Origin of the sequence: Burkholderia stagnalis, assembly GCF_902830275.1 — a bacterium.
GTDB lineage: Bacteria > Pseudomonadota > Gammaproteobacteria > Burkholderiales > Burkholderiaceae > Burkholderia > Burkholderia stagnalis.
In genome coordinates this window covers 361439-373755 of the sequence record NZ_CADESW010000004.1, presented here as the reverse complement: position 1 = coordinate 373755, position 12317 = coordinate 361439, and the positions used below count along the sequence as shown (strand labels likewise).

The 12317-nt window shown below is 66.0% G+C and carries 12 protein-coding genes and 1 tRNA gene; 11 read left to right on the top strand and 2 right to left on the bottom strand.

Annotated elements, in window-relative coordinates; genetic code table 11:
* Position 1: 1 nt before the first annotated feature.
* Entirely contained in the window at positions 2 to 562 is a 561-nt protein-coding gene (locus HWY45_RS10820; protein WP_059886193.1) for an ester cyclase, read from the bottom strand.
* A 137-nt stretch (positions 563 to 699) separates the two neighbouring features.
* On the opposite strand from HWY45_RS10820, the gene HWY45_RS10815 reads away from it, so the two are divergent.
* The gene (locus HWY45_RS10815; protein WP_059886259.1) at positions 700 to 1605 is read left to right on the top strand and encodes a LysR family transcriptional regulator; all 906 of its coding nucleotides are present in this window, start codon (positions 700 to 702) and stop codon (positions 1603 to 1605) included.
* Positions 1606 to 1695: 90 nt separating this feature from the next.
* Here the strand turns inward: HWY45_RS10815 and HWY45_RS10810 are convergent, their stop codons facing one another.
* On the bottom strand, positions 1696 to 2631 hold the full coding sequence (locus HWY45_RS10810; RefSeq protein ID WP_059807205.1) for a LysR substrate-binding domain-containing protein: 936 nt from the start codon (positions 2629 to 2631) through the stop codon (positions 1696 to 1698).
* A 92-nt stretch (positions 2632 to 2723) separates the two neighbouring features.
* Here HWY45_RS10810 and HWY45_RS10805 point away from each other — a divergent pair, with 92 nt between their 5' ends.
* From HWY45_RS10805 to pheS, 10 genes are all read left to right on the top strand, one after another.
* Positions 2724 to 3608 (top strand): EamA family transporter, encoded by an 885-nt coding sequence (locus tag HWY45_RS10805; protein ID WP_059886191.1) that lies wholly within the window; start codon positions 2724 to 2726, stop codon positions 3606 to 3608.
* 199 nt (positions 3609 to 3807) lie between these two features.
* On the top strand, positions 3808 to 4704 hold the full coding sequence (locus tag HWY45_RS10800; RefSeq protein ID WP_059886189.1) for an alpha/beta fold hydrolase: 897 nt from the start codon (positions 3808 to 3810) through the stop codon (positions 4702 to 4704).
* Between the two features lie 80 nt (positions 4705 to 4784).
* Positions 4785 to 5138, top strand: a complete 354-nt coding sequence (locus HWY45_RS10795; protein WP_014897238.1) for a RidA family protein — start codon at positions 4785 to 4787, stop codon at positions 5136 to 5138.
* Between the two features lie 39 nt (positions 5139 to 5177).
* Positions 5178 to 7409, top strand: coding sequence for a RelA/SpoT family protein (locus tag HWY45_RS10790; RefSeq protein ID WP_059886187.1), 2232 nt, complete (start codon positions 5178 to 5180; stop codon positions 7407 to 7409).
* A gap of 88 nt (positions 7410 to 7497) precedes the next feature.
* A tRNA-Val gene (locus tag HWY45_RS10785) sits at positions 7498 to 7574 on the top strand.
* 270 nt (positions 7575 to 7844) lie between these two features.
* Positions 7845 to 9752 carry a threonine--tRNA ligase gene (gene thrS, locus HWY45_RS10780; protein WP_059560082.1) on the top strand — a complete coding sequence of 636 codons (1908 nt, stop codon included), beginning with the start codon at positions 7845 to 7847 and terminating at the stop codon, positions 9750 to 9752.
* Positions 9753 to 9801: 49 nt separating this feature from the next.
* The gene (infC, locus tag HWY45_RS10775) at positions 9802 to 10326 is read left to right on the top strand and encodes a translation initiation factor IF-3 (protein ID WP_081059888.1); all 525 of its coding nucleotides are present in this window, start codon (positions 9802 to 9804) and stop codon (positions 10324 to 10326) included.
* Between the two features lie 191 nt (positions 10327 to 10517).
* Complete coding sequence (gene rpmI, locus HWY45_RS10770) at positions 10518 to 10715, top strand: 50S ribosomal protein L35 (RefSeq protein ID WP_004191477.1); 198 nt, start codon at positions 10518 to 10520, stop codon at positions 10713 to 10715.
* A 30-nt stretch (positions 10716 to 10745) separates the two neighbouring features.
* A complete protein-coding gene (gene rplT, locus HWY45_RS10765) occupies positions 10746 to 11105 on the top strand; it encodes a 50S ribosomal protein L20 (protein ID WP_004192938.1) in 360 nt (119 codons plus the stop codon).
* 149 nt (positions 11106 to 11254) lie between these two features.
* Positions 11255 to 12268, top strand: a complete 1014-nt coding sequence (gene pheS / locus HWY45_RS10760) for a phenylalanine--tRNA ligase subunit alpha (protein ID WP_017332577.1) — start codon at positions 11255 to 11257, stop codon at positions 12266 to 12268.
* Positions 12269 to 12317 lie beyond the last annotated feature (49 nt).

Genomic DNA, 12317 nt, shown 5'->3' with positions numbered 1-12317 from the left:
CTCAGCCGACGAGGCCAAGCTGGCGCATCAGCGTCAGGTTGTCCTCGATGTGCCAGTTCTCGGCGATACGGCCGTCCGAGATCCGGTAGATGTCGGTCGCGATGAAATCGACGGCTTGCCCCTGGCCGGCCGTGCCTTTGAACGTTCCGGTGAAATGCCCGCGAAAGTGCAGGTGAACGACGACGCGATCGCCGGCGACGATCATCTGCTCGATGTCGCAATGCAAGTCCGGAACCGCCGCGCGCATCGTCCGGGACGCCGCGAGCGGGCCCGGCAGCCCCTGTTCGCGGCCGGCGGGCAGCGTGCGGTCGGTGAAGTCGGGCGCGAGCGCGTCGCGGGCGAGCGCCGCATCGCCGGTGTCCCAGAACGTGCCGTAGCGGCGCGCGGCCAGGATTTGCGCGCGAGCCTGCGGGGCGGGCAGGCCGGCGGCGACCGTCAGCGCACGCGGCGCGATGAGGTCGGCCGCTTGCGCGGCCATGGGCGACAAGGCTGCCGCGACGAGCGCGGCGGCGGTCAGCGTGCGGGCGGCCAGGCGGCCGACCGGGCAAAAAAGGGCGGGCATCGGAATCTCCAGTTCGTGACGACGCGTTGGATCAACGCATGACACGCATGGTAAGTTTCCGGTTTCAACGTAAATACGGGCCAAGCGCGAATGCATTCTTCGAAATTTGGAAAGAAATGCGGAAGGAGGAGCCGGCGATGCTGATCGACGACCTGCCTTCACTGGACACCTTCGCGCGCATCGTGTCGGCGGGCAGCCTGTCGGCGGCGGCGCGGGAGCTGGACCTGTCGCTGTCGGTGGTCAGCAAGCGGCTCGCGCAACTCGAATCGCAGCTCGGCGTGCGCCTGCTGCACCGCACGACACGGCAGCAGACGCTGACCGACGAAGGCGCGCTGTTCCACGCGCAGGTGCTGCGCATCCTCGCCGAAATCGATCAGGCCGAAGCGCTGATGCAGGACCGCCGCGGCACCGTGAGCGGCGTGCTGCGCGTGACCGCGCCGGGCGAGCTCGGCCGCCTGCGGATTGCGCCGCTCGTCGCCGAGTTCCAGCGGCGGCATCCGCAGGTGACGGTGCAACTGTTGCTCACCGATACGATCGTCGATCTGCTCGCGCACGAGATCGATGTCGCCGTGCGGATCGGCAGCCTGGCCGATTCGTCGATGATCGCGCGCGAGCTTGCGCCGAACCGGCGCGTGCTGTGCGCGTCCCCTGCGTATGTTGCCGGGCATGGCGCGCCCGCGCATCCGGGCGAACTGCGCGGGCATCGCTGCATCGTGCTGGGCGAGCAGGCACGGGCCGAGTGGCGGTTCGACGGCGCCGACGGCGCGATCGGGATCGAAGTGAGCGCGGCGCTGCTGACGAACGACGGCGGCGCCGCGCGCATGCTTGCGCTGGAAGGCGCCGGCATCGCGCTGAAGTCGATCTGGGACGTCGGCCCCGACCTCGATGCCGGGCGGCTCGTGCGCATCCTGCCGGGGTATGCGGCGCCGGCGGCGCCGCTGCACGCGGTGTATCCGGGCGGCCGGCACCTTGCGCTGCGCGTCCGCACGTTCATCGACTTCGTGCGGGAGCGGCTGCAGGCCGCGTGGTGCTGGGGGGACTGACGCGCGTCGCGTGCGCGCCGCAATTCGATGCGCACGCAACGAACGAATCGCGGGATGCCTGTTGTCGCGCCCGCCGCCGTGCCGTTTGCGTCAGACGGCGACCCGCAACGATTCGACGCTGCGCTCGATGGTGGCCGGCGCGCCGTCGTCAGGCGCGCCGAGCTGCAGCGCATGAAACAGGAAGTGCTGCAGGGTCGCTGCCGCCGACGTGCGATCGCTCGCGTCCGCGTGGCTGAACAGGCCGAAATCCGCGGCGGGCGGCTCGGGGAGCCCGGCGGCTTGCGGATCGAGCACGCGCATCGTGTCGCGGCGCACGTTCCAGTCGAGCAGCACCGCGATGCCGAGGCCTGCCTCGACCGCCGACTGGATCGCGGACAGGCTCGTGCTCGTGCAGACGACGCGCCATGCGAGGCCCGCTTCACGCAGCGTCGCGAACAGTCTTTCCTGCCACGGGCACGTGCCGCCGAACGCCACGATCGGCAGCGGCTCGCCGTGCGGGAGCGTGCGCTGCGTGCGCGCGGCGGCCCAGCGAAGCGGATGCCGCCACGTGGCGAGCGGCTCGGCGCGGATCAGCGCGGGGTCGCCGATCGCGAAGTCGAGCGCGTCGGTCGCGAGTCGCCGCGATAGCGCGGGGCTCGCATCGACGACGATCTCGAGCGCGACGTTCGGAAACGACGCCGCGAACTGCCGCAACGCATGCGGCAGATGGCCCACGGCGATATCTTCGAGAATGCCGAGCCGAACCGTGCCCGAGATGTCGCCCGCGTTGAGCGCGGCGCGCGCGACGAGCCCGAGGTCGAGCAGCTTGTGCGCGTAGGGCAGCAGCACGCTGCCCGCCGCCGTCAGCTTCACGCCGCGCGGCGAGCGTTCGAGCAGGCGCTGGCCGACTTCTTCCTCGAGCCGGCGCAGCGCCATGCTGACGGCGGCCTGCGTGCGATGCAGCGCCGTTGCCGCGTCGCTTACGCTGCCGGTTTCGACCACCGTGACGAACGTGCGCAGCAGCGTGCTGTCGAGATCGCGGATCATCAATTTTCCTGATGCAGGCATAAGAATAAGCAGCTTATACCAGGCGTGCGACCGCGGTTAGCATCGCTGTGTCACGGATCTGGAGCGGCTGAATGAGCGAGGAGTCGAGTAGTGCAAGACCGGGCGGCGCCGAGCGCGCGTCCGCGTCGTTCGCGGGTGCGGTCGCGCCGCTGCTCGCCGTTGCGTCGATGTGCAGCGTGCAGCTCGGCGCCGCGCTGTCGCGGCCGGCGACGATCGAGTACGGCACGGTCAGCACGACGTGGCTGCGGCTTTGCTTCGCCGCGCTCGCGCTCGCGATCGTCGTGCGGCCGCCGCTCCGGACGTATTCCCGGCAGCGCTGGATTGCCGCGGTCGCACTCGGCAGCGCGATGGCCGCGATGACGCTGTGCTTTTTCGCGGCGGTGCGTCGCGTGCCGCTCGGGCTCGCGGTTGCGATCAACTTCGTCGGGCCGCTGGCGGTCGCCACGTTCGGCGTGCGCAAGCCGGCGATGCTGGCGTGGCCGGTGCTTGCGCTCGCGGGCGTGCTGCTGCTGGCGCGACAGGACGGCATGTGGGTCGCGTCGCCGGCCGCGCTGATCTTTCCGATCGGCTCGGCGCTCGGCTGGGCCGCGTACATCCTGCTGATGAAGCGCGTCGGCACGCTGTTCGACGGATTGCAGGGGCTCGCCACGTCGCTGATCGTGGCCGCGCTTGTGACGACGCCGTTCGGGCTCGCGCAAAGCGGCGGCCATCTGCCGGCCGGGCAGCTGGTCGATGCCGCGTATCTGGCGGTGCTGGTCCCGCTGTTCCCGTACGTGCTCGAGCTGATCGCGCTGCGGCGGATGAGCGCGTCGGCATTCGGCATCCTGATGAGCGCCGAGCCCGCGATCGCGGCGGCGATCGGTTTCGTCGTGCTGGCGCAGCCGATGAGCGCGCTGCAGATCGCCGGCACGCTGTGCGTGGTCGGCGCGAGCATCGGCGCGGTCGTGCAGAAATAGCCGGGGCCCGCCCGGCCATGGCAAGCACGCTGGCACGGGACGGCGCGCGCGATCGGCGTAGATCTCGCGCGGCAGGCGGCCGGGCGCCGCGACGCGCGGTGATCCGGAACGGGCTTACAATCGGCTGCATCCCCGCCCTCGCGGGCGGGGCCCACGCATGTCATCGCGCCGCGCCGCACCGTTCGACAGGATGCCTCCGATGCCGACTCCCTCCGTGAACTCCCCGGCTTTTCGCCAGCGGCGCGTGCAGTGCGCGCATGCCGGCGGCCTTCACCACGTCGCCTATACCGAATGGGGCGATCCCGCCAATCCGCGCGTGCTGGTCTGCGTGCATGGCCTGACCCGCTCGGGGCGCGATTTCGACCGGCTGGCCGCCGCGCTGTCCGATACGTATCGCGTCGTTTGCCCCGACATCGTCGGACGCGGCCAGTCCGACTGGCTCGCGGATCCGCGGCTCTATGCGATTCCGCAATACGTGGCCGACATGGTCACGCTGATCGCGCGGCTCGACGTCGAGTCGGTCGACTGGTTCGGCACGTCGATGGGCGGCCTGATCGGCCTGGCGCTCGCGGGGCTGGCCGGTTCGCCGCTGCGCCGGATGATCGTCAACGACGTCGGCCCGCGCATCGAGCCCGATTCGCTGACGCGCATCGGCGAGTACCTCGGCGTGCAGCCGCGCTTCGCGACCGAGCAGGAGGGCATCGACTATCTGACGTCGCTGTCGCTGCCGTTCGGCGCATTGACCGGCGACGAGTGGCGCGAGATCAACGGGCCGCTGCTGCGCGAGCTGCCCGAGGGCGGCTGGACGATGCGCTACGATCCGCGCATCGCCGAGCCGTTCAAGGCGACGACGCCCGAGCTCGCCGCGCTCGGCGAGGCCGCGCTGTGGCATGCGATCGAGACGACGGATGCGGCGCTGCTCGTCGTGCGCGGCGAGGTGTCCGACCTGCTGTCGCGCGAGACGGTGGCCGAGATGATGCGGCGCGGCCGGCACGTGACGCAGGCCGAGATTCCAGGTGTCGGCCACGCGCCGGCGTTCATCGGTGCGGACCAGATTGCGCTCGCGCGCCGGTTTTTCGTCGAAACCGGCGCATAAACGCGTCATAATATGCGGTTCGGCGGCACGCGGGCCGCGTTGCCGCCCGGTTCTTCACTCATTCACGACCGGAACATTCCATGGCAGTCATTCGTCACCACGTCGGGGCGCGTCTCTCCGAAACCGCGATCCACAACGGTACCGTGTATCTGGCCGGCCAGATCGCGGAAGACACCACACAGGACATCAAGGGCCAGACGCGCGAAGTGCTGGGCCATATCGACCGGCTGCTCGCCGAAGCGAACAGCGACAAGGCGCATCTGCTGTCGGTACAGATCTACATTTCGGACCTGGCGAACTTCGAGGGCATGAACGCGGAGTGGGATGCATGGGTCGCGCAGGGCAACACGCCGCCGCGCGCCACCGTCGAGGCGAAGCTCGCGGATCCGGCGCTGCTCGTCGAGATCGTCGTCGTCGCCGCACAGCGGAGCTGAGCGGCGCCGAACGATGACCGCATTCCGTCAGGCCGAGCGATGACCGAGCCCGTTTCCGTTTCTCCCGCCGCGGCGCCGTCGTTCGACGACGTGCTCGCGTTCGTGCGCGAGCACGCGGGCGACGCGCGTCTGTCGTCCGGCGAGCTGCTCGCCGATCACGCGGCCGGCACGGCGGCGATCATGCGCAAGCTGAACGTCGATCCGCCTGCCGTGCAGGCGGCGGCGCTGTTCGCGCTGACGCCGCACCTGAACGATCCCGAGCGCGAACTGGCCGGGCGCTTCGGCGACGAGGTCGCGCGCCTCGTGTCCGACGTGCGCAAGCTGCTGCGGCTCGGCACGGTGAGCCTGCGCGCCGCGCAGAACGCGGTGCCCGAGACCGGGCGCGATGCGGCGGCCGAGCGCCGCGCGCAGATCGAGGCGCTGCGCAAGATGCTGCTCGCGTTTGCGCAGGATATCCGCGTGGTGCTGATCCGGCTCGCGTCGCGGCTGCAGTCGCTGCGCTATTACGCGGCGGCGAAGGTCGATCCGCCGCCGGACGTCGCGCGCGAAACGCTCGAAATCTATGCGCCGCTGGCGAACCGTCTCGGCATCTGGCAACTGAAGTGGGAGCTCGAGGATCTGGCGTTCCGCTTCGAGGATCCGGTCACGTACAAGCGGATCGCGAAGCTGCTCGACGAGAAGCGCATCGAGCGCGAGGCGTACGTCGCGGAGGCGATCGAGCGCCTGCAGCGCGAGCTGGCCGCCGCGCACATCCAGGCGGAAGTGAGCGGCCGGCCGAAGCACATCTACAGCATCTGGCGCAAGATGCGCGGCAAGGAACTCGATTTCTCCGAGCTCTACGACGTGCGCGCGTTCCGCGTGATCGTGCCGGACATCAAGGATTGCTATACGGTGCTCGGCATCGTGCATCACCTGTGGCAGCCGGTGCCGAAGGAGTTCGACGACTACATCTCGCGTCCGAAGCCGAACGGCTACAAGTCGCTGCACACGGTCGTGATCGGCGACGACGGGCGCGCGTTCGAAGTGCAGATCCGCACGCAGGAGATGCACGGCTTCGCGGAATACGGCGTCGCGGCGCACTGGCGCTACAAGGAGGCCGGCGCGCGCGGCTATGGCGGCCAGTTCTCTGCGAGCGACAAGTACGACGAGAAGATCGCCTGGCTGCGCCAGCTGCTCGCGTGGAAGGACGACGTCGAGGACAGCGGCACGTCGGGCGGCAAGGCATGGGCGCAGCTGCGCGAAACCACGCTCGACGACGACCACATCTACGTGCTGACGCCGCAGGCGCGCGTGATCGCGCTGCCGCAGGGCGCGACGCCGCTGGATTTCGCGTATCACCTGCACAGCGAGCTCGGCCACCGTTGCCGCGGTGCGCGCGTCGACGGCGCGATGGTGCCGCTCAATACGGCGCTCGCGAACGGCCAGACGGTCGAAATCGTCGCGGTGAAGGAGGGCGGGCCGTCGCGCGACTGGCTGAATCCGCAGCTCAACTACCTGAAGAGTTCGCGCGCGCGGCAGAAGGTGCGGGCTTGGTTCAACGCGATCGAGCAGGAAGAGAACATCGCGCACGGCCGTGCGCTCGTCGAAAAGACGCTGCAGCGCGAAGGCAAGACGTCGGTCAATCTCGATAATCTCGCCGCGAAGCTCGGCTTCAAGTCGCCGGAGGATCTGTTCTCGGTCGTCGGCAAGGAAGAGTTCAGCCTGCGCAACGTCGAGCAGGCGCTGTCCGACGCGCCGCCGCCGGAGCCGGCGCCCGAGGCGCCGGCCGATTTCGAGAAGCGCAGCAGCGGCGCGAGCGTCGCGCACGGCGCGTCGACCGGTGTGCTGGTGGTCGGCGTCGATGCGTTGTTGACGCAGCTCGCGCGCTGCTGCCGGCCTGCGCCGCCCGATGGGATAAGCGGGTTCGTCACGCGCGGCAAGGGCATGTCGATCCATCGCAGCGATTGCCCGACGTTTCGCCGGATGGCGGAACGCGCGCCCGAGCGCGTATTGCAGACCACCTGGTCGGCCGACGTGCTGGGCGGCCGCGGCGCATCGGTGTATCCGGTCGACCTGATGATCGAGGCGACCGACCGGCAGGGGCTGCTGCGCGACATTTCGGAAGTGTTCGCGCGCGAGAAGATGAACGTCGTCGGCGTGAAGACGCAGAGTCGTCGCAATGCGGCATTCATGCAGTTCACGGTCGAGGTGTCGAATTCGGCGCAGGTGCAGCGCGCGTGCGCGTTGCTGGGCGAAGTGCAGGGCGTGGTTCGGGCCGGGCGGAAGGCGTGACGCCAAGGGCGGGGTCGAAATGATTTTGCTGCAAACGCATAAAAACGCTTGCCAAGGTTGTAACGGCTCCATATAATCTCACTTCTTTAGGCTCGTAGCTCAGCTGGTTAGAGCACCACCTTGACATGGTGGGGGTCGTTGGTTCGAGTCCAATCGAGCCTACCAACGAATTGAGAATGCCCGTCTTTCGGGTATTCGATGCAGTAAATAACTCAACGCAAACAAGGCGAATACGGTTATGACACCGCGAACGTTGACCGAAACCTTTTCGGAGCGACGCTAGTCGAGGAACGTTTTCGCCCTTTCAGTCTGAGTGAAGTATCGAATGCGGCCCCTCGAAAGCGGGGCCGCATTTTTTTTGTCGCGAAATTTTCGCGCGATGACATTCATCGCGTACTTGGTCTGCCGCCCACTGTCGGCATCACGGAGATTGCTATGGTTTCGATACGCCTGCCCGACGGCTCAGTTCGACAATACGAGCATCCGGTGACAGTCGCCGAAGTGGCGGCCTCGATCGGTCCCGGGCTCGCGAAGGCTGCGCTTGGCGGCAAGCTCGACGGCGAGCTCGTGGATACGTCCGCCGTGATCGACCGCGACGCATCGCTCGCGATCATCACCGACAAGGACGCCGACGGCCTCGACATCATCCGTCATTCGACGGCGCACTTGCTTGCGTACGCGGTCAAGGAACTGTATCCGGACGCGCAGGTGACGATCGGGCCGGTGATCGACAACGGCTTCTACTACGACTTCTCGTATCACCGTCCGTTTACGCCGGAAGATCTGGAGAAGATCGAAAAGCGCATGCAGGAGATCGCGAAGAAGGACGAGCCGGTGACGCGCCGCGTCGTGTCGCGCGACGAGGCCGCCGGGTACTTCCGCAGCATCGGCGAGAAGTACAAGGCCGAGATCATCGAGTCGATCCCGCAAAGCGACGAGATCAAGCTGTACTCGCACGGCGGCTTCACGGACCTGTGCCGCGGCCCGCACGTGCCGTCGACGGGCAAGCTGAAGGTCTTCAAGCTGATGAAGGTCGCGGGTGCGTACTGGCGCGGCGACTCGAAGAACGAGCAGCTGCAGCGCATCTACGGCACGGCCTGGACGAAGAAGGAAGACCAGGACCAGTACCTGCACATGCTCGAGGAAGCGGAAAAGCGCGACCACCGCAAGCTCGGCAAGCAGCTCGACCTGTTCCACATGCAGGAAGAGTCGCCGGGCATGGTGTTCTGGCATCCGAAGGGCTGGGCGTTGTGGCAGCAGGTCGAGCAGTACATGCGTCGCCGCGTGAACGAGGCCGGCTATAACGAAATCAAGACGCCGATGATCATGGACCGCTCGCTGTGGGAAGCGTCCGGCCACTGGCAGAACTACCGTGAGAACATGTTCACGACGGAGTCGGAGAAGCGCGATTACGCGATCAAGCCGATGAACTGTCCGGGGCACGTCCAGGTGTTCAAGCACGGCCTGCGCTCGTACCGTGACCTGCCGCTGCGCTACGCGGAATTCGGCTCGTGCCATCGCAACGAGGCGTCGGGTGCGCTGCACGGCCTGATGCGCGTGCGCGGCTTCGTGCAGGATGATGCGCACATCTTCTGTACGGAAGAGCAGATCATTGCCGAGTCGATTGCGTTCAACAAGCTTGCGATGAGCGTCTACCAGGATTTCGGCTTCGATCACATCGACATCAAGCTGTCGCTGCGTCCCGAGCAGCGCATGGGTTCCGACGAAACCTGGGACCGTGCGGAGCAGGGGCTGCGCGAAGCGCTGACGGCATGCGGCCTCACGTGGGAAGAACTGCCGGGCGAGGGCGCGTTCTACGGCCCGAAGATCGAGTACCACATCAAGGACGCGCTCGGCCGCTCGTGGCAGTGCGGCACGCTGCAGCTCGACATGATGCTGCCGGAGCGCCTCGGTGCGGAATACGTCGCGGAAGACAACAGCCGCCGCCGGCCGGTCATGCTGCACCGTGCGATCGTCGGTTCGATGGAGCGTTTCCTCGGCATTCTGATCGAGCACCATGCTGGTGCAATGCCGGTCTGGCTCGCGCCGATGCAGGCTGTTGTGCTCAATATCGCCGAAAGTCAGGTCGAATATGCGCAATCTCTGGCCCAAACGTTGCAAAAACAAGGGGTTAGAGTGACGGCGGATTTGCGCAACGAGAAGATTAGCTATAAAATACGCGAGCACACGCTGGAAAAGGTGCCTTATCTGCTCGTCGTGGGCGACAAGGAGCGTGATGCACAAACGGTAGCCGTGCGTGCCCGTGGCGGCGTCGATCTTGGCGTGATGCCGGTCGAAGCCTTCGTTGAGCGTCTGCAGGAAGACCTGCGCTCGTTCAAGTAACCGCCCTGGCAGCGCGGCTCGTTTTTTTAATTTTTAGAGGAAACGTAACATCGCTACTGATAAGTCGTCGCATCGCATCAACGGTGAAATCACTGCGCCGGAAGTGCGTCTGGTCGGGGTCGATGGTGAGCCCATCGGCATCGTGAAACTCGTCGAGGCTTTCCGCAAGTCGGAAGAACTGGATGTTGACCTGGTGGAAATTGCGCCTCAGGCGGTTCCCCCGGTTTGCCGTCTGATGGATTACGGCAAGTTCAAGTACCAGGAATCGAAGAAGCAGCACGAGGCGAAGCTGAAGCAGAAGGTCATCCAGGTCAAGGAAGTCAAGTTCCGGCCGGGTACCGATGACGGGGATTACAACGTCAAGCTCCGTAACCTCGTTCGCTTCCTCGAAGAGGGCGACAAGACGAAGATCACGTTGCGTTTCCGTGGCCGCGAAATGGCTCACCAGGAAATCGGCATGCGGATGCTCGAGCGTCTGCGCACCGATCTCGAGGAGGTGGGCCAGGTCGAGCAGATGCCGAAGATGGAAGGGCGCCAGATGATCATGGTGCTTTCGCCGAAGAAAAAGAAGTAACGGGCTCGCGCGCTTCTCGCGCGGGTTGCGAAGTGGTTCGGCGCATTGCCCGGTCAGGGCGGTGCGCCAACAATGACGGCGCGTTGCGCAAGCGGCGCGCCGTACACAAGTGGACTGGGTTTCGAAGGGCGGGTCAAGGGCGCAAGCCAACCGCACACCCATCGCCATCTAATAAACTGGAGTTGTTCGTCATGCCTAAGATGAAGACCAAGAAGAGCGCTGCAAAGCGCTTCGTGGTGCGTCCGGGCGGCACCGTCAAGCGCGGTCAAGCCTTCAAGCGTCACATCCTGACCAAGAAAACCACGAAGAACAAGCGTCACCTGCGCGGCGCAACGGCAGTTCATGATTCCGATCTGAACTCCGTCCGCGCGATGCTGCCGTTCGCGTAACCCCTCAACAGATACTCACAGGAGAGAAACATGCCTCGAGTCAAACGTGGGGTAACCGCACGGGCCCGTCACAAGAAGATCATCAACCTGGCCAAGGGTTATCGCGGCCGCCGCAATAACGTCTACCGCATCGCCAAGCAGGCGGTGATGCGCGCTGGCCAGTACGCGTACCGCGATCGCCGCAACAAGAAGCGTGTGTTCCGCGCACTGTGGATCACGCGTATCAACGCGGCAGTTCGCCAGCACGACATGACCTACAGCGTGTTCATCAACGGCCTGAAGAAGGCGTCGATCGAACTCGACCGTAAGGTGCTGGCCGACATGGCGGTGTTCGACAAGGCTGCTTTTGCTGCGATCGTCAAGCAGGTGAAAGCCGCCGTTGCAGCCTAATTGCGAAATTAGCACTGCGTGGTTAGTTGCAGCGATGTTCCGGTAGTTTCGGCCGCTGCAGCGAAAACGGGGCTCTTCCGAGCCCCTTTTTTGTTTGGCCGGGCGATTTCGCTCGCCGAGAACGAATGACGTTGGAAATGATGGGATCTATGGATCTGGACCAGATTGTCGCCGACGCGCAGCAGTCCTTCGAACAGGCTGCCGACATCACCACGCTCGAAAACGAGAAAGCCCGCTTCCTCGGCAAGTCGGGTGCGCTGACCGAGTTGCTGAAGGGCCTCGGCAAGCTCGATCCCGAAGCGCGCAAGACCGAAGGCGCGCGCATCAATGTCGCGAAACAGCAGGTCGAAGCCGCGCTGACCGCGCGCCGTCAGGCGCTGGCGGACGCGCTGCTGAACCAGCGTCTCGCCGCCGAGGCGATCGACGTCACGCTGCCGGGCCGCGGCGCCGGCGCCGGTAGCCTGCACCCGGTGATGAACACCTGGGAGCGCGTCGAACAGATTTTCCGAACGATCGGCTTCGACGTGGCCGACGGTCCCGAGATCGAGACCGACTGGTTCAACTTCACGTCGCTGAACAGCCCGGAGAACCATCCGGCGCGTTCGATGCAGGACACGTTTTACGTCGACGGCAAGGATGCCGACGGCCGGCCGCTGCTGCTGCGCACGCACACGAGCCCGATGCAGGTGCGCTACGCGCGCATGAACCGCCCGCCGATCAAGGTGATCGCGCCGGGCCGCACGTATCGCGTCGACAGCGATGCGACCCACTCGCCGATGTTCAATCAGGTCGAGGGGCTGTGGATCGACGAAAACATCAGTTTCGCCGACCTCAAGGGCGTCTATACCGACTTCCTCAAGAAATTCTTCGAGCGCGACGACATCCTCGTGCGCTTCCGTCCGTCGTATTTCCCGTTCACGGAACCGTCGGCCGAGATCGACATGATGTTCGAGCACGGCAAGAACGCCGGCAAGTGGCTCGAGATCTCCGGCTCGGGGCAGGTGCATCCGACCGTGATCCGCAACATGGGCCTCGATCCCGAGCGCTACATCGGCTTCGCGTTCGGCAGCGGCCTCGAGCGCCTGACGATGCTGCGCTATGGCGTGCAGGACCTGCGTCTGTTCTTCGAGAACGACCTGCGCTTCCTGCGCCAGTTCGCGTAACGCGGGCGTCGCGCCGACTTGTGCCCGTGCGCGCTTTGCAGCGAGCCGG